Here is a 23,851-nt window from a genome sequence, read left to right as displayed (position 1 = left end):
AGATTACTGCGGCGCGTCCGCCGGAAAGGGAATGATGCCAATCACCTGCTCCAGGCGCAGATCGCCGCGGTAGATCGCGATGCGCTCGTGTGCGTCTGCGGCCTGCTCGAGCATGGCCTTTCGGCCCCTTACACCTGCATCCCAGAATTTGAGGTGGCCCTTGACGAAGTCATGCCCCCTCGCTTCGAGGCTGGGGTAGTGAAAATGCGCCTCCCACAGTACCCGCTGTGGCGCTTGCACATCGCGAATCTCGTAGACGTCGAGGTAATCATTGGCGTGACGTAGCTGCCGGCGAATCACGGTCTGCCTTATCCGAATCCGCTTCTGCTCAGCCAGGAAGCGAAGGGCCTTGCCGTCGGGATGGCGGGTGTTCAGATACGCGTCGGTGAGCAGCCGAAGCCTCTCTTGATGGATGCGGTCTACCGCAGCCCGAAGGAGGTCGACCAAGCTGGAATCCAGTGGGTTGTTCAGCTCGGTCAGTTGCTGCTGGACTTCGCGCATGTCACCGGCCGGCCATTCCAGAAAGTCGCTCAGGCTGTTGGGCTCATCGGCATAGTGAGCGGCGAAGGCGATTTTTCCATCCACCTCTGCCAGCAGGCGGTTTGCTCGCTGGCGAAGCTGTGCCCGGTCGCGCGGGGCCGGCCGCGCTTGCTCAGGCACGGCATGCCACACCCCGTCGCGTTGCGCGAAACTGCCCGCAGGCTCCTGGTTGAATGCACTGCGCTGGATGGCCCGGTTGCCCATTTGGTCGATTTCCACCAGCAGCGGTCGACCTCGGTCAACGCGGATGACCCGGCGCCTGATCGTTGCGGGGCGATGGTAGGGCGCTGGCGAGGGGGGGCTGATGCCGCTGTCGAGGTTGGTCAGGGTCGCGCTCAGTTGCTGCTCCGTGATCTGGGTAATGCTGGACAGTTCGCGTATGTATTCGTCCAGCACGTCAGCGACCAGCGCAGGCGAGTCCAGTGTCCTCATGTATTGGGCGCGATCCAGCACGTTACGGTATTTCTGAAGGATATCCTCAAGCAGTTCGGCTTTGACCTGGGCCGTCTCTTCGGTGGCTGCCAGCCCGTCGTGGCTCCATATTGTGCGGCTGAATTCGATGCCGCTGAGCGGCGCGCGCATCGCAAGCAAATCCTCGGCCGTGTCCGCAGTGAGGCGGGTCTTGTCCACAGCGAGGTAGGCCAGGTCACTGAGCAGCTGGGCCCGAATGACCAGTGTCGAATACGTCCTGCGTTCAATGGTCTTGGCTAGTTTCGTGGCTTTATTGGGAAAATCGATCTTGGGGTCCTGCAGTGTTTCCGCCAGGATCCGATCCAGCCGCTGACTGACGACAAGCAGGCGGCGGCTGGCCTGGCTGGAATCGCGGACCCGTTCGCGATAATCGAGGTATTGCTGTATCTGCTCGGCAGTCTCTGGAACGCGGGGCAGCCCGATGGACTGTGCGCTCAGCGCCTGGTGGTCGACCTGCTCCAGCAAGCGGCGGCACAGCAGCATGTCGTTTTCGATGGCTGCACCGTACCAATTGCCGTATCGGCGTCGGTTCGGGGCTCGGGTGTCGAATTTGCTGAACCTGGGTTCGGCCATCTCCTTGAATACTTCAATGTTTCCATGCAGCAGCGTGCTCTGCCGTTCCAGGTAGAGCGCGGATGCCCGGATTTCCGGCAAATGGCGCAGGCGTTGGGCTTTGAGTGCTTGCCTCTGAACCTGCAATGCTGGCGGCGGTGAAGCGCGCTCATGTGCAGGCAGTGCGTCGATAGCCATGCTGTACTCCAGAGCGAGGTCGTCATAAGCCTGCAGTTGCACTTGGCTGCGTTCCATCAGTGGCGCCATCTGATTAAGCATTTGTTGATTCGCCGTGGCGGTTGCACTCAACGTGTCGAACCGTTGGCGGTTTTCAGCGTTGATGGTGTGCCTGTCCTTTGGCATGCCGCCAAAGAGGCTCACGTTCAAAGTCCATTGTTCATGCCAGCGCGTAAGCCATGGCCCTTTTTGCCGTTCACGACCCACGATGTGGTAACCGTCCGGGTCGCCATTCCATTGCGACACCCATTCGCTGCTGCTCGGCTCGGGCCCGATGATCTGCATGCCGTTCCAGGTCTCGATGACCTCATAGGCGTCATCGCCGAGCTTGACGTAGTACCGGTCGGCGATGCTGTACAGCCCCCGCAGACGGCCCTTAGCCAGTGGCACGTGCCCTTCCAGCGGCTGCGAAGCCTGCAATTGGGCCATTGACTGACGCACCTGGGGCGACAGCTTGCTCAGGCTCTGCTCCTCACGCCAGGCATTTACCCGCATGATCCTGGGCGGCGGCGGCTCGACGGGGGCCTGCCAGGGTTTCTCCTGTGGCTGCTCGAGCGCTGGCGGCGGGGAATCTTCCTTCGGCGCAGGGCCTGAAAAACGGAGCGTAGCGGCCTCTTCGCTGTTGGTGGGTGGCGTTGCAGGGCGGTGGGCAAGGAGCAAGGCCAGGTTGGTGATCAGGTCTATGGCTGCGACGATCTTGTTGTCACCGCTGCGCTTGATCAGCGCCTCCACGTCTTCCTTGGCTGCCGACAGCGCCACCACCAGCCACACCAGCGTGGTCATCGGGCCATGCCAAAGTTGGGTGACGGTATTGAAGATCGCCCACGCAGCCTCCTTCACCAAAGCCCGCACTTCCTGGGCATTGGAGACGCTGTTGCTGGCTGAGGCCAATAACATGGTCTCGATACGCGCGTTGAACAGGTGGGTGTCCAGATCTTCCGTCCACGCCTCGAACGAGACCTGGACCGGGCGTCTGAGGCGTTGCAAAAGGCCGTCCAGTAGCTCGACCGGCACATTGAGCAAGTGCGTCAGCGCTGTAATGTTCGGGTGCAAGTGCGGGTGCTTGAACCCGTCGTTCTGGTAAATCGGGCGCGCGTCATCGTCGAGCCAGGCCAATACGCTCTCTTGCAGTTCGCCCCTGTTGCGGATTGCGTCCATCAGCAATTCGAGGGTCGGAAATTCCTGCAACGCCCTGTCGGCATAGAAGGGGCGGTACAAGACCCAGCTGCCGCTTGCCGGTATTTCGATAATGAACATCCCGTGCGCCACATCGCTTGCCGAAGCGCCAGGTGCGCAAAGAAACGCCAGGGGGGCGATGCGCAGAAGGTCCACGCCATTGGACATGCGCTGGCAGAACCTGAGAATTGCCTGGCTTGCCGTTTCGCCAAGCTGTTGCTCGATCTTGGCTTTCAGGGTGCTGAACCGAAGGGCGTAACGCCATTCCCTGGCATGCTGTCGGATTCGCTCGGCCCTGCGCGGTTGGGTGTTGACTTGGTCCTTCAGGTAGGAGGGGTAGTGACCGCCGATGTCGACCTGATGAATCAGGCCCCTGATCTGGTCGATGCTCAGCCAGTCGGTCACAGGCGAGCCGTCCTCGAAATTCATCCCGCTCATCACCTCGCCAGCCTCCAGCCGCAGGCGTGAAACTGCCAAGTCGGTCAGGGGCACCGTGCGCAAGAACAGTGACTGCCCTTGTGTGCCGGCGCCGATGATGGCTTGGGAAATGCGGATGTGCACATCGTTCGGGTCGTGTACTGCCTTGTCTGGATAGCTGGTCTGCAGGGTCTCACGCAAGCGGCGAGCGGCGTAATCACGGATATCTTCGACATCGCCCAGCGATGTGCAGCCCTTCGACCGACCTTGGTTCGCCGCCAGATCGAGCAGTGCCGTGTGATAGGCGTAGCGGTCCTCAGCGCTGGCATTGAGCAGCCATCGCGGTGGGCTGACAGCGGGCGCAGTTCGTTCCTGCGAAGGCAGGTCGAAGAAGTAAGCTGACGGGTCGCTTACCTGGCGCAGTTGTCGCTCCAGCTCGTCGACGGTTGCCAGGCCACCAAGACGCAGGCGTCCGATGTCGTCAAGGATATCGTTCAGCAGCTGCCTGGCCTGGAAGGCGAAAGGCTGTCCGATCACCGGTCTGTGCGCCCAGGACAACGCCTCGAAGCGATAGCGTTGCGCTAGCTGCCGTTGCAGCGCAGTGGCAAAGCTGGGCAGGTCGACATGGCGACGAACCGAACCGCAGGGCTTGCATTGCAGAACCAGGTTGCGGTTGCCACTTGTGGTGATGAGCAATAGATCCGGTAGGGTAACGGTGTGTGCCCCGCCATCCGTTCCGAGCGTGACTTGTATCGCCTCGACAGCCAGGCTGTCGTGTACCCCGTCGAGCAGGGCGTACATTGCAGCTTTTGCATCATCTGCCAGGCCTTGGCGAGGGAGGTTCTCGAGCAATGCAGCCTTGATGGTGTGCTCCAGCCAGAGCATGCGCGAGACTTGGCTGTCTTCGTCGAGCCCGTTCCAGAAGCCGATCTGGGCTTGCTGGAAGGCGGGTATCAACACGCCAAGCACTGTATCGAAGTCATCGTTGAGCTTCGACAGGTCCGGCATGATTTCGGGTTGGCGGATGTTGTCCGGGCCTTGCTCCTGAATTTGAAACACATGGGGTGGGCTGATGCTCAGCTTGTCTGCGGCGCTTAGTTGCACACGTTCCTTGGCCAGAAAATGCCTGAGAAGCTCGTCCAGCAGCCCGCTCTGACCTGGGAGATCACCTGTGCTGGCCGGTTCATGCAGGATGACGAAAGGATCGAGCGATGTGATGTGAGGGTGGTTGCGGTGCAACCATGGATACCGGTCGCTGAAAACCTGAAATGCTTCTTTTGATAAGACGTCCCTCAGGCTGGGTCGTTTGGAGAAACAGGCTGCCACGCTTTGCTTGAACGTCAGCCTGGGTGGGTTTGCTACAGCAGTCATGGCGTCGATGTCCGTGAGGTGAAGCCTGCGACGCTAGCGCTGTGGTCAACGGGGCTTGCGGTATATAGATGCGACAACGACGACCTTAGGGTGAGGTTTCTAATTTTCTTCCCTACCTTAATGCTCAAGCCCAGCCTCCATGGGCGGTTTTCCACCACTCATGAGCATGAGGTACACAGCATGGCCAAAGTGATTGCGAAGAAAAAAGACGAAGCCCTGGACACGCTTGGCGAGGTGCGCGGCTATGCGCGCAAGATCTGGCTGGCCGGTATCGGCGCCTACGCCCGCGTCGGTCAGGAAGGCGCTGACTACTTCAAAGAGCTGGTCAGGGCGGGTGAAGGTGTCGAGAAGCGCGGCAAGAAGCGCATCGACAAAGAGCTCGATGCGGCCAACCACCAGCTTGACGAAGTCGGTGAAGAAGTGAGCCGCGTACGCGGCAAGGTAGAAATTCAACTCGACAAGATCGAAAAAGCTTTCGACGCACGGGTCGGTCGCGCCTTGAATCGCCTGGGTATTCCGTCTAAACATGACGTTGAGGCGTTGTCGATCAAGCTTGAACAGTTGCATGAGCTGCTTGAGCGCGTCGCGCACAAACCATAAGGAGAGCAGGATGGCTGGCAAGAAGAACACCGAAAAAGAAGGCAGCTCCTGGGTCGGCGGGATCGAGAAATACTCCCGCAAGATCTGGCTGGCGGGGCTGGGTATCTATTCGAAGATCGACCAGGACGGCCCGAAGCTGTTCGACTCGCTGGTGAAGGATGGCGAGAAGGCCGAGAAGCAGGCGAAAAAGACGGCTGAAGATGTTGCCGAGACTGCCAAGTCTTCGACCACTTCGCGGGTGTCGGGCGTGAAGGACCGTGCGCTGGGCAAGTGGAGCGAACTTGAAGAAGCCTTCGACAAGCGCCTTAACAGCGCCATCTCGCGCCTTGGCGTGCCGAGCCGCAACGAGATCAAGGCACTGCACCAGCAGGTGGACAGCCTGACCAAGCAGATCGAGAAGCTGACCGGTGCTTCGGTTACGCCGATTTCGTCGCGCGCTGCAGCAACCAAGCCGGCTGCAAGCAAGGCTGCGGCCAAGCCACTGGCCAAGGCAGCAGCTAAGCCTGCGGCGAAAACGGCGGCGGCCAAACCTGCTGGCAAAACCGCAGCGGCCAAACCCGCAGCCAAAACCGCAGCGGAAAAACCTGCAGCTAAGCCAGCAGCCAAGCCTGCAGCGGCCAAACCTGCGGCAGCCAAGAAACCTGCGGTGAAGAAAGCTCCAGCCAAACCGGCAGCGGCCAAACCAGCAGCACCAGCTGCCAGCGCTGCGCCTGCAGCGACCACAGCACCGGCAACTGCCGCCACCCCGGCCAGCAGCACGCCGTCGGCACCGACTGGCACCGGTACCCTGATCTGATACCGCGTCGCCTTCTTCGCGGGTAAACCCGCTCCTACAAGATGCGCCAAACCTTGTAGGAGCGGGTTTACCCGCGAATGCGTCGGCTGCAACACTACATCTCCAGCAGGCCTACCCCTCCAGGTACTTCACTGCCAGCTGCTCCGCCGCCGCCCGGGCCTGGGCCTGCAGATGCGGCGCCACCAGCATCATCACCTGATACACCACGATCCCCACATCCCCCTCGCGCCCCAGCACACGCTGGTAATCCAGCGAGAACATCAGCGTCAGTGTGATCTGCTCGACCAGTTGCCCCAGCGCCTGGGTATCACTTTCTACCAGCCCCTGGCTCTTGAGGCTGGCCAACAGCGCCGCCAGCGTGCGTTTGATTGCATTGATCAGGCTGCGCATGCCTCGGGCGAGTTTGGGCAGGCGCCCGGTCAGGTTGGACAGGTCCTGGAACAGGAAGCGGTACTGAGCCATGCGCTCGACGATCAAGTGCAGAAACAGCCAGTAATCCTCTGCGTCCAGCCGCACCTCCAGCGGTGGGTCCAGCAACGGCATCAACGCTTCTTCAAAACGCTCGAACAAGCCCAGAACCAAGGGCTCCTTGCCATGGAAGTGGTAGTACAGGTTGCCTGGGCTGATGCCGAGTTCGTTGGCAATTTCCAGGGTGGATACGTTGGGTTCGCCCTGCTGGTTGAACAACTGCAGGGCGCATTCAAGGATACGATCGCGGGTTTTCATCCAGTCAGCAGCTCATCGGGTCAGCACGTAGGTGCCTGGCGCGGGGCCTAGCGGTGGGTAAGTGGCGTTGCCCAGTTCAGTACGCGGTGCCTTGAGCAGGCCGGAGCGTGCGGTGATCCACTCCAGCCACAACGGCCACCAGCTGCCTTCACTGCGCTTGGCGTCGTGGAACCAGGCGCGTGGGTCGCTGCTCAGCTTGGGGTTGGCCAGGTAGTAGGCCTTGGGGTTGCCTGGCGGGTTGATGATGCTCTGGATATGCCCGCTGTTGGCCAGCACGAAGCGCCGCTCGCCACCCAGCAGCAAGGCCGAGCGGTACACCGCATCCCATGGTGTGATGTGGTCGTTGCTGCCGGCCACGGTAAAGCTGTCGATATTGACCTGCTGCAGGTCGATCGGCGTACCGCACACCTCCAGCCCGGACGCGTAGGTCAAGGGGTTGAGCTTGAAAAACTCCAGCAGGTCGCCATGCAGCGCGGCGGGCAGGCGCGTGCTGTCGGCATTCCAGTACAGGATGTCGAACGCCGGCGGTGTCTTGCCGAGCAGGTAGTTGTTTACCCAGTAGTTCCAGATCAGGTCGTTGGGCCGCATCCAGGCGAAGATCCGCGCCACTTCACCACCGTCCAGCACGCCACACTGATAGGAGCGTCGCTTGGCCGCTTCGATGGTCTGCTCATCGGCGAACAGGCTGGCCGGGCTTTCGAACTTGCTGTCCAGCAAGCTGACCAGATACGTGGCACTGCGCACCCGGCGCAATTGCTTCTTGGCTTGCAGATGGCCTTGCAGTGCGGCCATGGTCAGGCCGCCGGCACAGGCACCCATCAGGTTGGGGTCGCGGTTGCCGCTGATACTGCGGCAGGCATTGAGCGCTTCCTCCAGGGCTTGCACATAGCTGGAAAGGCCCCATTCACGGTGGCGTGGGTCGGGGTTGCGCCAGCTGACCATGAACACCTGCAAGCCGCTTTTGAGCATGTACTGGACGAAGCTGTTGGTCGCGCTGAGGTCGAAGATGTAGAACTTGTTGATCTGAGGCGGCACGACCAGCAGTGGGCGTGCGTGCTGCTTTTCGCTCATCGGCGAGTACTGGATCAGCTCCAGCAGCTCGTTGCGAAATACCACTGCGCCAGGGGTTGCGGCCAGGTTAACGCCCACTTCGAAGGCGCGCTCGTCCACCTGACGAGGCAGCCCATCGTTGTGACGCAGGTCGTCGAGCAGGTGAGCCACGCCGCGCACCAGGCTCTGGCCGCCGGTGTTGAACAGCTCCTTGACCGCCAACGGATTGAGCAGTGAGTTGCTGGGCGCCAGCGCATCGTTGATCAGGTTGAACAGGAAGTGGGCGCGGGCTCGATCATCGTCGTTCAAATGGCTTTCATCGATCCACTGGCGTGTCTGCTTCTGCCAGGCCAGATAGGCTTGCAGGCCGCGGCGGTAGAACGGGTTCTGGCTCCAGGTCGGGTCACTGAAGCGTGCGTCACGCGGGTTCGGCTGGTAGGGCGTGTCCCCCAGCATCACCCGCCCCAACTGCCCGCCAAGCGCCAGCAGATGATGCGCGGTATGCAGCGGGTGGCGCAGGCCGTGGCGGCCGACGTTGCGCAGCGTGGAAAGCAGGTCGCGGCCGCGCAGGCCGAGGATGGCGTTCTGCACGTTCATGCGGGTGGCGGGGAGCGTTGTCGATCCTTTGGCCGGTTTGTCTGTCATGGCAACACTCCCTCGTCTGATCCATTTCCCCTGTCAGGCCGCAGCTGTTTCACCCCCCCGAGGCCGGACGGGGATGCATGACCGCACGCTGACGTTCTTCCTGCAGGAACTTCATGATGATCGGGGCGACGGCTTCGGCACGGGTGATCAGGAACAGATGGCCGTCGTCGATAATGTGTAGCTGGGCATTGGGAATCCGCCAGGCCAGCAGGCGCATGTTGATCAGCGGGATCAACGGGTCGTCGTCGCCAGCCAGTACCAGGGTGGGCTGCCGGATCTTGTGCAGCCAGTGGATGCTGGTCCAGCCGAGCCCTGCGAACAGCTGCCAGTAGTAGCCCAGCTTGCCGCCGGAGCGCACCTTGGCGGCATGGTGCATGGCCAGGTCGGGGTCACGTCGGAAGCCGCCGCCATAGATCATCGGCGCAATGCGGATGACATGCGATGGCTGCACGTAACGCCGGGGGCTGGCCATCATCCACAGCACCTTGGGCTTGCCTGGCACCATTACCGCACCGGCAGCGGTGGCGGCCAGCACCAGCTTCTTGCAGCGCTCGGGGTAATCGTGAGCAAACTGCTGGGCCAGGGCGCCGCCCCAGGACACGCCGATGACGTTGACCTGGCCGTAGTCGAGGTAGTCGAGCATCCGCGCGGTCAGCTTGGCCAGCCCAGGGAAGCGGTACGGGTTGCGTGGCGTAGACGAGCCGCCGACCCCGGGCACATCAAAGGCGATGACTTCCAGGTCCGGGTCAAGTGCATCGATGAACGGGAACACCAGCTCGAGGTTGGCGCCGATGCCGTTAAAGATCAGCAACGGCGTCAGGTGCGGCTTGCCGGGGCGAACAGCGGTGCGGATGGACTGGTTGTCCAGCTCGACGGTCCTGAAAATATAGGGTTGCGGCATGCACGTGACTCTTGGGTGAAGTAAACACCGTGGCGCCGTGCAGGCCGCCACGGCGCTGTAACTCAACGCTCGTGAACGTAGGTGCCTGGGGAGGCTTCGCCGGCGGCATAGGTACGGTTGCCCAGGCGGGTCGGTGCCTTTTTCAGCGCGCCGGCACGCTCGCCCAGCCAACTCTGCCAGTGCAACCACCAGGAGTCTGCATGCTTGATGGCATTTTCCTGCCAGGCCACCGGGTCACCCGGGCGATCGGCACCGGTCATGAAACGTGCCTTCGGGTTGCCCGGCGGGTTGAGGATGCTCTGGATATGCCCGCTGTTGGACAGTACGAATTCGATCTTGCCGCCGAACAGATGTGCCGAGCGGTAGCATGACGGCCAGGGGGTGATGTGGTCGTTGGTGCCGGCGAGGCTGTAGATGTCGCATTTGACCTGTTTCAGGTCGATCGCGGTGCCGCACACTTCCAGGGCGTCGGGGCGGGTCAGCGGGTTGCTCTTGAACATTTCGATCAGGTCGCCGTGGAAGGCGGCCGGCAGGCGCGTGGTGTCGTTGTTCCAGAACAGGATGTCGAACACGGGGGGCTCATTGCCGAGCAGGTAGTTGTTTACCCAGTAGTTCCAGATCAGGTCGTTGGGGCGCATCCAGGCGAACACCTTGGCCATTTCGCTGCCTTCCAGCACGCCCGCCTGATAGGAGTGGCGCTTGGCGGCCTCCAAGGTCTGCTCGTCGACAAACAAAGCAACCTGGTTGTCCATGGTGGTGTCCAGCACGCTGACCAGCAGGGTCAGGGCGTTGACCTTGTTCTCGCCAATGGCGGCATAGTGGCCCACCAGTGCGGTACAAGTGATGCCACCGGAGCAGGCGCCGAGCATGTTCAGGTCCTTGCTGCCGGTAATCGACAGCACCGCGTCGACGGCTTCTTTCAGCGCATCGATGTAGGTGGACAGGCCCCATTCACGCTGGGCCTTGGTCGGGTTGCGCCAGCTGATGATGAAGGTCTGCTGCTGCGAGCGCAGGCAGAAGCGCGCCAGGCTCTTTTCCGGGCTGAGGTCGAACACGTAGAACTTGTTGATCTGCGGTGGCACCACCAGCAGCGGACGGGCATGCACCTGCTCGGTGATGGGGCTGTACTGGATCAGTTCCAGCACATCGTTGCGGTACACCACCGCGCCTTCGCTGGTGCCCAGGTTCTTGCCCACTTCGAAGGCATCCATGTTCACCTGGCTGGGCATGCCGCCGTTGTTGACCATGTCCTTGGCCAGGTTGGACAGGCCATCGAGCAGGCTCTTGCCGCCGGTTTCGAAGAAGCGTTTGACCGCAGCCGGGTTGGACAGGGTATTGGTCGGCGCCATGGCCTCGGTCATCAGGTTGATGACGAACTGGCCGCGGCTGATGTCCTGGGGGGACAGGTCGCTGCTGCTCACCCAGTCCTGCAGCTCCTTGCGCCAGGCCAGGTAGGTTTGCAGGTAGCGGCGGTACAGCGGGTTGTTGCTCCAGGCCGGGTCATTGAAGCGACGGTCGTCGCTGTCCGGGGCCAGGCTGGATTTGCCCAGCAACACGTTCTTCAGCTCCAGGCCAAAGTGAGCCACATGCTTGGCGCTGTGCAGCGGTTGGCGCACGGCCTGGCGCAGCACGGTGCGTGCCGAGCTCAACAGGTCCTTGCGGCGGATGCCGATGACCGGGTTCAGCCCCAGGGTGTTTTCCGAGGCCTGCCGCTGTAGCTCATCGTTGTTCTTGTTACTCATCTACGACGCTCCGTTGTCCTGAGACGAGTACCGGTTGCTGTGGCGGGTGCACAGCCCTGAGCCCGGTACTGCTACTCGGGTGACCAGTGATAAGGAACAGCGGTGCTGCGTGGGTTCTGCCGACCTGCAAAGTCATGCAGGGAACTTGCCACACCCATTGGTTACCCGACTTTCGTGTAATGCGCAAGACAGCCCTTCACTGGGCTGTCTGCAAGTCATTCAAACAGATGAATTTAGAAAATGCGCTCTAAACCCCGCAGGCCTTGCGCTAGAGCATGAGCTTGACCACAGATTCGGCTGGGTCGCGGGATTTGCCGGCCTTTTGCAACTCATCGAGGTATTCTGCCCACAGTTGTTCCTGGCGCAGGCACAGTTGCTCAAGGTATTCCCAAGTGAACAAGCCGCTGTCATGGCCGTCGTCGAAGGTCAGTTTCAGTGCATATTGGCCGGCAGGTTCCAAGCCACTGAGGCCGACGTTGATCTTGCCGAACTGCAGGATGGGGTTGCCGTGGCCCTGGACCTCGGCGGAGGGAGAGTGCACGCGCAGGAATTCGGCGGGCAGGTGGTAGACCTCGCCGGGTGCGTAGGTGAGGCTGAGGGTCTTGGAGGCTTTGTGCAGGTTGATGGCGGTAGGCAGGCGGGCCATGGGCAGAATCTCTCGGGAGCTGATGAAGCACAGCTTCCAGCTTATGGGGGAGGGATTCAAGGGCCTCTTCGCGGGCAAGCCCGCCCCCGCACGGATCACCACAGGCCCAAGGGTTGTGGTGGCGCGTGCAGGAGCGGGCTTGCCCGCGAAACTGTCGAAACCGGTCTTACAGAATGTAACGCGACAGGTCTTCGTTCTGTGCCAGCTCACCCAGGTGGCTGTTCACATACGCCGCGTCGATCTGGATCGGCGCTTCGTCATGGGTGCTGGCCAGGTCGCCCGCACTGAACGACACTTCTTCGAGCAAACGCTCGAGCAGGGTGTGCAGGCGGCGGGCACCGATGTTTTCGGTCTTCTCGTTGACCTGGTAGGCAATCTCGGCCAGGCGCTTGATGCCGTCGGCGAGGAACTCGATGTTCAGGCCTTCGGTCTTCAGCAATGCCTGGTACTGCTCGGTCAGCGACGCGTGCGGCTCCTGCAGGATGCGCTCGAAGTCTTCCGGGGTCAGTGCCTTGAGCTCGACACGAATCGGCAGGCGGCCTTGCAGCTCGGGCACCAGGTCGCTCGGCTTGCTCAGGTGGAATGCACCCGAGGCAATGAACAGAATGTGGTCGGTCTTGACCATGCCCAGCTTGGTGTTGACGGTGCAGCCTTCGATCAGCGGCAGCAGGTCGCGCTGTACGCCTTCACGGGACACGTCGGCGCCGCCAACGTTGCCACGCTTGGCAACCTTGTCGATTTCGTCGATGAACACGATACCGTGCTGTTCGACTGCTTCCAGGGCCTTGGCCTTGAGCTCTTCCTCGTTGACCAGGCGGCTCGCTTCTTCATCGCGAACCATCTTCAGCGCTTCTTTCACCTTCAGCTTGCGCGCTTTGCGTTTGCCCTTGCCCATGTTGGCAAACAGGCTCTGCAGCTGGTTGGTCATTTCTTCCATGCCAGGCGGCGCAGCAATTTCGACACCGACGGCATCGGCCACTTCGATCTCGATTTCCTTGTCGTCCAGCTGGCCTTCGCGCAGGCGCTTGCGGAATAGCTGGCGGGTGTTGGAGTCGCTGCTGGTCTGTGCGGCTTCTTCGCTGAAGCTGGTGACGCGTGCCTGGGGCAGCAGGGCGTCGAGGATGCGGTCTTCGGCGGCGTCTTCGGCGCGGTGGCGCACGCGGATGATTTCCTGCTCGCGCAGCATCTTCAGCGCGGCATCGGCCAGGTCACGGATGATCGACTCGACGTCGCGGCCCACGTAGCCCACTTCGGTGAACTTGGTGGCCTCGACCTTGAGGAACGGCGCGTTGGCCAGTTTGGCCAGCCGGCGGGCGATTTCGGTCTTGCCGACGCCGGTAGGGCCGATCATCAGGATGTTTTTGGGGGTGACTTCGGCACGCAGCTCGGCAGGGAGCTGCATGCGCCGCCAGCGGTTGCGCAGGGCAATGGCCACGGCGCGCTTGGCGTCGTCCTGGCCGATGATGTGGCGGTTGAGTTCGTGGACGATCTCGCGGGGGGTCATGGACATGATCAATACGGTCCTTGGGCAGGTGAGTCAGCGTGGAAAAGCCCCTTCACCGGGAAGGGGCGCCAGAACAGCTGAATCAGTCGGCCAGGTCCTGCTCCTCGATGGTCAGGTTGTGGTTGGTGAACACGCAGATGTCGCCGGCGATGTTCAGGGCGGTCTCGGCGATTTCGCGGGCCGAGAGGTCGGTCTTGTTCAGCAGGGCACGGGCTGCGGCCTGGGCATAGGCGCCGCCGGACCCCATGGCGATCAGGCCATCTTCGGGTTCGACCACGTCACCGTTGCCGGTGATGATCAGGGATGCATCCTTGTTGGCCACGGCCAGCATGGCTTCCAGGCGGCTCAGGGAGCGGTCGGTACGCCATTCCTTGGCCAGCTCGACGGCGGCGCGTACCAGGTGGCCCTGGTGTTTTTCCAGCTGACCTTCAAAGCGCTCGAACAGGGTGAAGGCGTCGGCAGTGGCGCCGGCGAAGCCCGCGATGACCTGGCCGTGGTACAGGCGGCGCACCTTCTTGGCGTTGCCTTTCATCACGGTGTTGCCGAGGGATACCTGGCCGTCGCCGCCCATGACGACTTTGCCGTTACGGCGGACAGAAACGATTGTGGTCAAGGGGAGAGTCTCCACGCAGCGGGGCGAAAGTGCCTGATGCAGACTCATATGGGGGTGGGGGGAAGGATTTCAACCGGGGGGGATGAATGGTCGCGCTTGGCGGGGGGACTATGTGAAGGCATTCGCGGGCATGCCCGCTCCCACAGGGTTACCACATGCCTTGGAATTGTGGTGATCCTGTGGGAGCGGGCGTGCCCGCTAAGCATGGTACTCAGGCCTCGTGGCAGATGTGGCCATCGACCAAGGTATAACGCACCGCGCCCGGCAGGCAGTGGCCGATGAACGGGCAGTTCTCGCCACGGGAGAACCATTGTTCGCCAGCAACGGTGGACGCTTGCGGGTCGAACAGCACCAGGTCGGCCGCGCCACCCACTTTCAGCTCACCGGCCGGCAGGCGCAGGGCGGCAGCCGGGCCGCTGCTCAGGCGGGCCAGCAAGGTCGGCAGGTCGAGCAGGCCGTCCTGCACCAGGGTCATGGCCAGTGGCAGCAGCAACTCGACGCTGCTGATACCCGGCTCGGTGGCGCCGAACGGGGCCAGCTTGGCGTCGCGCTCGTGCGGCTGGTGGTGGCTGGAGATGGCCTGGATCACCCCCGACTTCACCGCCTCGCGCAATCCGTCACGGTCGGCAGCGGTGCGCAGCGGCGGCTGCACGTGGTACAGGCTGGAGAACTCGCGCAGCGACTCGTCCGTGAGGATCAGCTGGTACAGCGCTACATCGGCGGTTACCGGCAGGCCCAAGGCCTGGGCCTGGGCGATCAGCCGCGCGCCACGGGCGCTGGTGATCTGGCTGAAGTGCGCACGCACGCCGCTCTGTTCCACCAGCAGCAGGTTGCGCGCCAGGGCCACGGTTTCGGCGCTCTCCGGGATGCCCGGCAGGCCGAGGAAGCTGGCCATGGCACCTTCGTGGGCCAGGCCGCCCTGGGCCAGGTCGCGGTCCTGGGAGTGGAACACCACCGTCAGGTCGAAGGTGGCGGCATACTCCAGGGCGCGGGCCAGGGTACGGTTGTTGGGGATTTCCTTCAGGCCGTTGCCAAACGCTACGCAACCGGTGTCACGCAGGGCCACCAGTTCGGCCAGTTGCTCGCCCTCCAGGCCCTTGGTCAGAGCGCCGACCGGGTAGACCTTGCTGTTGGCGGCTTCGCGGGCGCGGTCAAGAATAAGTTCGGCTACCGCCGAGGTGTCCAGCACCGGCTTGGTCTGTGGCGGGCAGCACAGGCTGGTGACACCGCCGGCAACGGCAGCGCGGGTTTCACTGGCGATGTTGCCTTTGCGGCTGTAACCCGGCTCGCGCAGGGACACGCCCAGGTCGACCAGGCCGGGCGCAGCGACCAGGCCATCAGCCTGGATCGTGCGGCTGGCGCTGAAACCGGCCGGTGCGGCGCCGATGGCGACAATGCGGCCGCCGTCCAGGTGCAGGTCGGTGACCTGGTCCAGGCCACTGTTGGGGTCGATCACCCGGGCGCCAAGAATACTGATGGTCACTGGGCATTCTCCTGGTCCAATTGACGTTGCGCGTTCTGCCCGCTCATGGCCATGGACAGCACGGCCATGCGCACGGCGATACCGTAGGTGACCTGGTTGAGGATCACCGAGTGCTTGCCATCGGCAACCGCCGATTCGATTTCCACGCCACGGTTGATCGGGCCCGGGTGCATGACGATGGCGTCAGGCTTGGCCCCGGCCAGGCGGGCGGTCGTCAGGCCGAACAGGCGGTAGAACTCACCTTCGCTGGGCAGCAGGCCACCGGCCATGCGCTCACGCTGCAGGCGCAGCATGATCACCACGTCGACGTCCTTCAGGCCTTCGGCGAGGTCGGTGTAGACCTTTACGCCGTACTGCTCGATACCGATCGGGATCAGGGTTTTCGGCCCGATCACGCGGATGTCCGGGCAACCCAGCGCTTTGAGCGCGAGCATGTCGGAACGGGCCACACGCGAGTGCAGGATGTCGCCGACGATCGCCACGGACAGGTTTTCGAAGCTGCCTTTGTGACGGCGGATGGTGAGCATGTCGAGCATGCCCTGGGTGGGGTGCGCGTGGCGGCCGTCACCGCCGTTGATCACGGCCACTTCCGGGCACACGTGCTCGGCAATGAAGTGCGCGGCGCCGGAGTCGGAGTGGCGTACGACGAACATGTCGGCGGCCATGGCTTCGAGGTTGCGCAGGGTGTCGAACAGGGTTTCGCCCTTGCTGGTCGAGGAGGTCGACACGTTCAGGCTGATCACGTCGGCCGACAGGCGCTGGGCTGCCAGTTCGAAGGTGGTACGGGTACGGGTCGAGTTCTCGAAGAACACGTTGCACACAGTCTTGCCGCGCAGCAACGGGACTTTTTTCACAGCCCGGGCACCGACTTCCAGGAAGGAGTCGGCGGTGTCGAGGATCTCGGTGAGCAGTTCGCGGGGCAAACCGTCAAGCGAGAGGAAGTGGCGCAGCTGGCCCTGATCATTGAGCTGCAGCGGGCGCTTGGCGTCGATTGGCGTCATCGCGGGGGACTCTTAAAGGGCGGAAGCGGAGGCGAGGTCCTGGCGCTCGAGGGCGAGCGGTGCGGGTCCGGTCAATTTTACCCGTTCATGGGCGCCCAGCGACAGGGTGGCGCCGAGCACGTTCGGGCGAATCGGCAGTTCGCCGGCATCCAGGTCCAGCAGGCAGACCAGGGTGACGCTGGCCGGGCGGCCGTAATCGAACAGTTCGTTGAGCGCCGCGCGGATGGTGCGACCGCTCATCAGCACGTCATCCACCAGCACCAGGTGCTGGCCTTCGACCTCGAACGGCAACTCGGACGGGCGCACTTGTGGGTGCAGGCCGTTCTGGCTGAAGTCGTCGCGGTAGAACGACACGTCCAGGGTGCCCATTGGGCTGGTGTCGCCCATGGCATCCTGCAGGGCCTGGGCAACCCAGACGCCGCCGGTGCGGATACCGATGTAACGGGGCTCGGTGATTGCCCGGCGCGCCAGGTGGGCACGAAGGTCGACAGCCATCTGCCGGATCAGCTCGGCGGGATTGGGTAGGCTCATTGCGGGCTCCTCGGAAGGGGGCGCCGGGTGGGCCCGGCGGCAAAGATGATCAGGTATTGGCCTCCAGCCAGCCTTGCAGCAACAAGGCGGCGGCAATGGCATCGACCGGGTTGTCGCGGTAGCTGCCACGCTGGCCGCCACGGGCCATGCGCTCGCCTTTGGCCTCGAAGGTGGTCAGGCGCTCGTCGTGCGTGTGCACGGGCAGGTTGAAGCGGCCGTTCAGGCGGCGGGCGAACTTTTCGGCGCGGGCGCTCATTTCGCTGGGTGTGCCGTCCATGTTCAGCGGCAGGCCGACGACAATGGCATCTGGCTTCCATTCGGCAATCAGCTTTTCCACCTGGGCCCAGTCCGGTACGCCGTTCTGCGCCTTCAGGGTGCACAGTTCGCGGGCCTGGCCGGTAATCACCTGGCCGACGGCCACGCCGATCTGTTTGCTGCCATAGTCGAAGCCCAGCAGCAGGCGTAGATCAGCCATCAGGCGTGGCCCGCCTGGCTGGTCAGCAGGTGCAGGTTGATCCCCAGGCTGGCGGCCGCAGCCTCAAGGCGCAGGTCGCTGGCCATGCCGAAGACGATTTCCGGGTCGAACGGGCAGTTCAGCCAGGCGTTGTCGGCCAGTTCCGCTTCCAGTTGGCCCGCTTCCCAACCGGCATAGCCCAAGGTGATCAGGCTCTGTTTCGGGCCCACACCGGCGGCGATAGCCAGCAATATGTCCTGTGACGTGGTCAGCGACAGCCCTTCCAGCGCCACGCTGGCCTGGAAACTGCACTCGCTGCTGTGCAGCACGAAGCCGCGGTCGGTTTGTACCGGGCCACCCTGGTAGATCGGCACCTGCAAGGTGCTGGCCGGCGGCGTTTCGTCCGGGCGCAGTTGCTCGAGGATGTCGGCCAGGCTCAGTTCCTGTGGTCGGTTGACCACCAGGCCCATGGCGCCATGCTCATTGTGCTCGACGATATACGTGAGGGTCTGGGCGAAGTTCGGATCGGCCATGTGCGGCATGGCGATCAGGAACTGGTGCTTGAGGTAGCTGGGTGCGAGGGTTTTCATGGGGGATAGTGTGGCGCCAGGTGGCGAGACTGACAAGGTGGGCTTTGTGTCGCTTTTGCCAGCCCCTTCGCGGGCATGCCCGCTCCCGCCGATACTCCACAGGCTTCAGCGCCGGTGAGCAACCCGTGGGAGCGGGCGTGCCCGCGAAGAGGCCGGCACATGCAGAAAATCAGTTACTGGACAAACGGTCCCCACGGGCAAAGCGCCAGGTGCGGATGATCTCCAGCCGGTCGAACTCGGCTAGATCCCCGGTAAACGGTGCAAACGGCGCGGCCAGCCGCACGATGCGTTGCGCCGCCTGGTCCAGCACGGGCTGCCCGGATGATTCCAGTACCAGCACCTCGTACAGCGAGCCATCGCGGTTGATCGACACCATCATGCGCAAGTTGCCGTAGATCTGCTGTCGGCGTGCTTCGTCGGGGTAGTTGAGGTTACCCACGCGCTCGACCTTCTTGCGCCACTCTTCCTTGTACCAGGCGCCCTTGTCGCGCATGGTCGATGCGGCGTTCAGGCGATGGATGCGCGGGCGCTTGGCGTACATCTGCTGCTCGTTGGACAGCTCCGCCTCCAGGCTGGCGATCTGGCTGGACAGCTGCGAGCTGTCGAAGTCCGGCGTCGGCGCGGCTGGCTTGGGCTGCGCCTTGCTTTCCTTGGGTTTGGGCTCGACCTTGTGCGGCTTGGGCGCCGTCGTCACCACTGCCGACTTTTTCGGGGGAGGGGGTGGGACCACCTCGGGCCTGGCCGCAGGCGGTGGGGTGATCTTGTTGATCTTGCTGTCCTGGAACGGCGCCAGCTCAGTGGTCTTGGGCACCGCTTTCTTGTCCAGGGTGCCGCTGCCTTGCTGGTTGTCCTGGGCCTGGAAGTCAGCCTTCTCGGGCGGTTTCTCGCTCTTGAAGGTGGCCAGGGTGATGTCCATGGTGTGGCGGATTTCGGCAGGCTTGACCACGGTGAAGCCGACGCCAAGGATCAGCGCCAGGTGCACCAGCGCAGCCAGGAACAGGGTGAAGCCAAGCCGGTCCGCAGGGCGAACACGGGGAGGCAGCAGGTCGGCAGGGACGTCAGCGGGGTGCGTCATCAGGTATCCAGCAACCGCAGGGCGGGGCAGCAGCTCAGTCGAATAGGACCGGCATCATACCCCACTCTACGGCTTTACTTCGCGTTGGCTGTCAGCGTGCCTTTAGCTTGCGATCAATGGCATCCATCAGCTTGCCACCGATATCGGTGTTGTAGGCGGCATCGATTTCGCGGATACAGGTGGGGCTGGTGACGTTGATTTCGGTGAGGTAGTCGCCGATCACGTCCAGGCCAACGAACAGCAGGCCCTTCTCGCGCAGCGTCGGGCCGACCTGAGCGGCGATCCAGCGGTCGCGCTCGGTCAGTGGGCGGGCTTCGCCACGCCCGCCTGCGGCCAGGTTGCCACGGGTTTCGCCGCTGGCCGGAATGCGTGCCAGGCAATAGTCCACTGGCTCGCCATCGATCATCAGGATGCGCTTGTCGCCGTCCTTGATTGCCGGCAGGTAAGCCTGCGCCATGATCTGCTGGGTGCCCAGTGCGGTCAGGGTTTCCAGGATCACCGACAGGTTGGGGTCGCCAGCCCGGTGACGGAAGATCGACGTACCGCCCATGCCATCCAGTGGCTTGAGGATCACGTCGGCATGCTTGGCGGTGAATTCGCGAATGATGTCCGGGCGGCGGCTGACCAGGGTCGGGGTGGTGCATTGCGGGAACAGCGTGGCGAACATCTTCTCGTTGCAGTCGCGCAGGCTTTGTGGGCGGTTTACCACCAGTACGCCGTCGTTCTCGGCTTGTTCCAGCAGGTAAGTGCTGTAGACGAACTCCATGTCGAAGGGCGGGTCCTTGCGCATCAGGATCACGTCCAGCTCGGCCAGCGGGCTGTCCTGCTCCTCGCCCAGTTCGAACCAGCGTGCAGGGTCGGCAAACACCTTCAGCGGGCGCATGCGGGCGCGGGCCTTGCCTTCGCCCTGATACAGGTCTTGCTGTTCCATGTAGAACAGGCTCCAGCCGCGTGCCTGGGCGGCCAGCAGCATGGCCAGCGAGCTGTCCTTCTTGTAGGAGATGGACGCGATGGGGTCCATCACAATGCCGAGGCGAACGCTCATGGGTGGTCCTCTTGGCGGCAGGTGGCCGCGGTGGATCGAAAGAAAAGTGGCTCAGGGTGGCGCCGCGAACGCCGACGGTCAAGGGGCGCGGCAGATGGAATGGCCACCCGGAGTATGCTAAAAATGCAGCTGCAAGCCTTGAGCTACAAGCCTCAAGAAAAGAGCATCCATGCGCCGAGCTGCTTTCTTGCAGCTTGCCGCTTGCAACTTGCGGCTTCAATCCTACTGGTAGGCGTCTATGGAACAACCCCTGAAGGTGATGGTGATCGACGATTCCCGCACGATCCGCCGCACCGCGCAGATGTTGCTCGGTGAAGCGGGCTGCGAGGTGATCACCGCCAGCGATGGCTTCGATGCCCTGGCCAAGATCGTCGACCATCAGCCCAGTATCATTTTCGTCGATGTGCTGATGCCACGCCTGGACGGCTACCAGACCTGCGCGGTAATCAAGCACAACAGTGCCTTCAAGGACACCCCGGTTATCCTGCTGTCGTCCCGCGATGGCCTGTTCGACAAGGCCCGCGGGCGGGTGGTCGGTTCCGATCAGTTCCTGACCAAGCCGTTCAGCAAGGAAGAACTGCTCGACGCGATCCGCGCCCATGTGCCCGGGTTTGCCGCACCTCAACAACACGCACCCTGACCGAGCCCCGCCATGGCGCGGTCCTACTTTCCTGATGGGGAAACAGCATGGCCCGAGTTCTGATTGTCGACGACTCGCCGACAGAGATGTACAGATTGACCGAATGGCTGGAAAAGCACGGCTACCAGGTGCTCAAGGCCAGCAACGGTGCCGACGGCGTGGCCCTGGCCCGGCAGGACAAGCCCGACGCGGTGCTGATGGACATCGTCATGCCTGGCATGAACGGCTTCCAGGCCACCCGCCAGCTCAGCAAGGACCCGGACACCAGCGCTATTCCAGTGATCGTGGTAACCACCAAGGACCAGGAAACCGACCGTATCTGGGCCACGCGCCAGGGTGCCCGTGACTTCCTGACCAAACCGGTGGAAGAGGAGGCGCTGATCGCCAAGCTCAAAGAAGTGCTGGGGGCTTGACCACCCGCCCGCAAGGCGCGTCGCTGACCGCCTTTGAGTTGTTGCTGGACATCGACCGGCGCTGTCGCCTGCTGGTTGCCGACCAGCCGCCGCAGGACAACCGCGTGCAGCAGTGGAGCGGCATTGGCTTTCGCATTGCCGGGCAGTGGTTCGTCGCGCCCATGGGCGAAGTGGCCGAGGTGCTGCGCGAGCCGCGCAGTAGCCGCGTTCCCGGCGTGCAGCCGTGGGTGTGCGGGGTGGCCAACCTGCGTGGCCGGCTGTTGCCGGTGATGGACCTGAGCTGCTTCTTCGGCCTTGGCCACGCCGCACCGGGCAAGCAGCGGCGAGTGCTGGTGCTGGATCACGACGACCTGTTCGTCGGTTTGCTGGTCGACGAGGTGCTGGGCCTTCAGCACTTTGCCCTCGACAGCCTGCAGCTGTCGCCGCCGCAGCCGCTGATCCCTGCCGCTGCACGCTTTGTGCAGGGGTATTTTCCGCGTGAACGTAACTGGGCGATCTTCAGCCCCTTTGCCCTGGCCCAGGCGCCGGGCTTTCTCGATGTGGCGTTATAGGACCTGCGAACGTGAACAAGCCTGCCGCCCCCGTCACTGCCACCACCGTGAGCCCACGTACCCGCAGCATCGCGCAGATCACCGTGCTGTTCCTGATCCTGATCCTTTCGATCATCTTGCTGTTCGCCAACTTTGCTTACCTGAATACCCAATCCAACTACGACAAGCAGTACATCGGCCATGCCGGCGAGCTGCGCGTGCTGTCGCAGCGTATCGCCAAGAACGCCACCGAGGCGGCCACCGGCAAGGCCCTGGCCTTCAAGCTGCTGTCGGATGCGCGCAATGACTTCGAACGACGCTGGGGTTACCTGCGCCAGGGTGACAAGTCCACTGGCCTGCCGCCTGCGCCACCTGCGGTGCGTGACGAGATGGAATCGGTACGCCGCGACTGGGAAAACCTGCGCAAGAACACCGACATCATCCTGGCCAGCGAGCAGACCGTGCTGTCGCTGCACCAGGTGGCAGCGACCCTGGCCGAGACCGTGCCGCAGCTGCAGGTGGAATACGAAAAAGTGGTCGAGATCCTGCTGCAGAGCGGTGCCCCGGCCAATCAGGTTGCGGTGGCCCAGCGCCAGCTGTTGCTGGCCGAACGCATCCTTGGCTCGGTCAACACCGTGCTGGCCGGTGACGACAGCGCCGCCCAGGCGGCCGACGCCTTCGGCCGTGACGCCGGGCGCTTTGGCCAGGTGCTGGAGGGCATGATCAATGGCAATGCGACAATCCAGGTCACCCGCGTCGAGGACGCCGACGCGCGTGCGCGGCTGGCCGAAATCGCCGAGTTGTTCCAGTTCGTTGCCGGTTCGGTGGATGAAATCCTCGAAACCTCGCCCGAACTGTTCCGTGTTCGAGAGGCCGCGGGCAACATCTTCAGCCTTTCGCAAACCCTGCTCGACGAAGCGTCGCACCTGGCGAACGGTTTCGAGAACCTGGCTGGCGGGCGCACCCTCGACACCGTTGGCGGCTATGTCCTGGGGCTGCTGGCGCTGGCCTCGATCATCCTCATCGGCCTGGTCATGGTGCGCACCACCAACCGCCAACTGCGCGAGACCGCAGAAAAGAACGAACGCAACCAGCAGGCCATCATGCGCCTGCTCGACGAAATCGAAGAGCTGGCAGATGGCGACCTGACGGTGACCGTATCGGTGACTGAAGACTTCACCGGTGCCATTGCCGACTCGATCAACTATTCCGTGGACCAGTTGCGCGACCTGGTCGCCACCATCAACCACAGTGCAGTGCAGGTCGCCGCCGCCGTGCAGGACACGCAGAACACTGCGCGGCAACTGGCCAAGGCCTCCGAGCACCAGGCTGCACAGATCAGCGAGGCCTCCGAGGCGGTGGGTGACATGGTCGAGTCGATCGACCGGGTTTCGGCGCATGCCTACGAATCGGCCAAGGTGGCCGAGCGTTCGGTGGCCATTGCCAACAAGGGCAACGAGGTGGTGCACAACACCATCAACGGCATGGACAACATTCGCGAGCAGATCCAGGACACCGCCAAGCGGATCAAGCGTCTGGGCGAGTCCTCACAGGAAATCGGCGACATCGTCAGCCTGATCGACGACATTGCCGACCAGACCAACATCCTCGCCCTGAACGCCGCCATCCAGGCCTCGCTGGCCGGTGAGGCCGGCCGCGGCTTTGCCGTGGTTGCCGACGAGGTGCAGCGCCTGGCCGAACGTTCATCGTCTGCCACCCGCCAGATCGAGGCGCTGGTGCGTACCATTCAGGCCGATACCAACGAAGCGGTGATCTCCATGGAGCAGACCACCGCCGAAGTGGTGCGTGGCGCACGCCTGGCCCAGGATGCCGGGGTGGCGCTGGCCGAGATCGAAGGGGTGTCGCAGAACCTCGCCGACCTTATCCACAGCATCTCCGACGCTGCCCAGTTGCAGACCTCGTCGGCCGGGCAGATCTCCCACACCATGGCGGTGATCCAGCAGATTACCGCGCAAACCTCTGCCGGCTCCGGTGCCACTGCCGACAGCATCCGCCACTTGGCCCGCATGGCCAGCGAGATGCGCCGTTCGGTGTCCGGTTTCACCCTGCCACCCCCTACCGAGCCGCGTTAAGGAATAGTG

Annotated in this window: 21 protein-coding genes; 6 read left to right on the top strand and 15 right to left on the bottom strand. The window is 63.1% G+C overall.

Going from position 1 to position 23,851, the window contains the following annotated elements; all coding sequences use genetic code 11:
* Positions 1-3 precede the first annotated feature (3 nt).
* Entirely contained in the window at positions 4-4,497 is a 4,494-nt protein-coding gene (locus LU682_RS27270) for a DUF6543 domain-containing protein (protein ID WP_232014111.1), read from the bottom strand.
* 447 nt (positions 4,498-4,944) lie between these two features.
* On the opposite strand from LU682_RS27270, the gene LU682_RS27265 reads away from it, so the two are divergent.
* Positions 4,945-5,364: a phasin family protein gene (locus LU682_RS27265; RefSeq protein WP_010955571.1), complete on the top strand. Its 420-nt coding sequence runs from the start codon at positions 4,945-4,947 to the stop codon at positions 5,362-5,364.
* Positions 5,365-5,374: 10 nt separating this feature from the next.
* Positions 5,375-6,160 (top strand): phasin family protein, encoded by a 786-nt coding sequence (locus LU682_RS27260; protein ID WP_010955570.1) that lies wholly within the window; start codon positions 5,375-5,377, stop codon positions 6,158-6,160.
* Between the two features lie 111 nt (positions 6,161-6,271).
* Here the strand turns inward: LU682_RS27260 and LU682_RS27255 are convergent, their stop codons facing one another.
* The 14 genes from LU682_RS27255 to gshB form a co-directional block, all read right to left on the bottom strand.
* Positions 6,272-6,886 carry a TetR/AcrR family transcriptional regulator gene (locus LU682_RS27255; protein ID WP_010955569.1) on the bottom strand — a complete coding sequence of 205 codons (615 nt, stop codon included), beginning with the start codon at positions 6,884-6,886 and terminating at the stop codon, positions 6,272-6,274.
* A gap of 12 nt (positions 6,887-6,898) precedes the next feature.
* Complete coding sequence (gene phaC / locus LU682_RS27250) at positions 6,899-8,581, bottom strand: class II poly(R)-hydroxyalkanoic acid synthase (protein WP_060488921.1); 1,683 nt, start codon at positions 8,579-8,581, stop codon at positions 6,899-6,901.
* 49 nt (positions 8,582-8,630) lie between these two features.
* Complete coding sequence (gene phaZ / locus LU682_RS27245) at positions 8,631-9,482, bottom strand: poly(3-hydroxyalkanoate) depolymerase (protein WP_010955567.1); 852 nt, start codon at positions 9,480-9,482, stop codon at positions 8,631-8,633.
* A gap of 62 nt (positions 9,483-9,544) precedes the next feature.
* Positions 9,545-11,224: a class II poly(R)-hydroxyalkanoic acid synthase gene (phaC, locus tag LU682_RS27240; RefSeq protein WP_010955566.1), complete on the bottom strand. Its 1,680-nt coding sequence runs from the start codon at positions 11,222-11,224 to the stop codon at positions 9,545-9,547.
* Between the two features lie 268 nt (positions 11,225-11,492).
* The gene (locus tag LU682_RS27235; protein WP_010955565.1) at positions 11,493-11,870 is read right to left on the bottom strand and encodes a gamma-butyrobetaine hydroxylase family protein; all 378 of its coding nucleotides are present in this window, start codon (positions 11,868-11,870) and stop codon (positions 11,493-11,495) included.
* A gap of 166 nt (positions 11,871-12,036) precedes the next feature.
* Entirely contained in the window at positions 12,037-13,380 is a 1,344-nt protein-coding gene (gene hslU / locus LU682_RS27230; protein ID WP_003249308.1) for an ATP-dependent protease ATPase subunit HslU, read from the bottom strand.
* Positions 13,381-13,456: 76 nt separating this feature from the next.
* A complete protein-coding gene (gene hslV / locus LU682_RS27225; protein ID WP_003249309.1) occupies positions 13,457-13,987 on the bottom strand; it encodes an ATP-dependent protease subunit HslV in 531 nt (176 codons plus the stop codon).
* 211 nt (positions 13,988-14,198) lie between these two features.
* On the bottom strand, positions 14,199-15,470 hold the full coding sequence (locus tag LU682_RS27220) for a dihydroorotase (protein WP_010955564.1): 1,272 nt from the start codon (positions 15,468-15,470) through the stop codon (positions 14,199-14,201).
* Entirely contained in the window at positions 15,467-16,471 is a 1,005-nt protein-coding gene (locus LU682_RS27215; protein WP_003249311.1) for an aspartate carbamoyltransferase catalytic subunit, read from the bottom strand. Before LU682_RS27215 ends, LU682_RS27220 begins: the two co-directional genes overlap by 4 nt.
* A gap of 12 nt (positions 16,472-16,483) precedes the next feature.
* A complete protein-coding gene (gene pyrR, locus LU682_RS27210; protein WP_003249313.1) occupies positions 16,484-17,002 on the bottom strand; it encodes a bifunctional pyr operon transcriptional regulator/uracil phosphoribosyltransferase PyrR in 519 nt (172 codons plus the stop codon).
* Between the two features lie 49 nt (positions 17,003-17,051).
* The gene (gene ruvX / locus LU682_RS27205) at positions 17,052-17,477 is read right to left on the bottom strand and encodes a Holliday junction resolvase RuvX (RefSeq protein WP_010955563.1); all 426 of its coding nucleotides are present in this window, start codon (positions 17,475-17,477) and stop codon (positions 17,052-17,054) included.
* Complete coding sequence (locus LU682_RS27200; protein ID WP_003249318.1) at positions 17,477-18,046, bottom strand: YqgE/AlgH family protein; 570 nt, start codon at positions 18,044-18,046, stop codon at positions 17,477-17,479. Before LU682_RS27200 ends, ruvX begins: the two co-directional genes overlap by 1 nt.
* Before the next feature lie 169 nt (positions 18,047-18,215).
* Positions 18,216-19,121, bottom strand: a complete 906-nt coding sequence (locus tag LU682_RS27195; RefSeq protein ID WP_010955562.1) for an energy transducer TonB — start codon at positions 19,119-19,121, stop codon at positions 18,216-18,218.
* A gap of 91 nt (positions 19,122-19,212) precedes the next feature.
* Positions 19,213-20,166, bottom strand: a complete 954-nt coding sequence (gene gshB, locus LU682_RS27190) for a glutathione synthase (RefSeq protein WP_010955561.1) — start codon at positions 20,164-20,166, stop codon at positions 19,213-19,215.
* A 238-nt stretch (positions 20,167-20,404) separates the two neighbouring features.
* Between gshB and LU682_RS27185 the strand changes: the two genes are divergently transcribed.
* Genes LU682_RS27185 through LU682_RS27170 form a run of 4 tightly spaced genes read left to right on the top strand, consistent with a single transcriptional unit; the run spans position 20,405 to position 23,842 of the window.
* A complete protein-coding gene (locus LU682_RS27185) occupies positions 20,405-20,806 on the top strand; it encodes a response regulator (protein WP_010955560.1) in 402 nt (133 codons plus the stop codon).
* Positions 20,807-20,853: 47 nt separating this feature from the next.
* Positions 20,854-21,219 carry a twitching motility response regulator PilH gene (gene pilH / locus LU682_RS27180; RefSeq protein WP_003249327.1) on the top strand — a complete coding sequence of 122 codons (366 nt, stop codon included), beginning with the start codon at positions 20,854-20,856 and terminating at the stop codon, positions 21,217-21,219.
* On the top strand, positions 21,216-21,770 hold the full coding sequence (locus LU682_RS27175; protein WP_010955559.1) for a chemotaxis protein CheW: 555 nt from the start codon (positions 21,216-21,218) through the stop codon (positions 21,768-21,770). Before pilH ends, LU682_RS27175 begins: the two co-directional genes overlap by 4 nt.
* A gap of 47 nt (positions 21,771-21,817) precedes the next feature.
* The gene (locus LU682_RS27170; protein ID WP_232014163.1) at positions 21,818-23,842 is read left to right on the top strand and encodes a methyl-accepting chemotaxis protein; all 2,025 of its coding nucleotides are present in this window, start codon (positions 21,818-21,820) and stop codon (positions 23,840-23,842) included.
* The last annotated feature ends 9 nt before the right edge of the window (positions 23,843-23,851 follow it).

This window comes from Pseudomonas alloputida (genome assembly GCF_021283545.2).
Taxonomy (GTDB): domain Bacteria; phylum Pseudomonadota; class Gammaproteobacteria; order Pseudomonadales; family Pseudomonadaceae; genus Aquipseudomonas; species Aquipseudomonas alloputida.
Note: the sequence above shows the minus strand (reverse complement) of the source record. Positions and strands in the feature narration are given on the sequence as shown.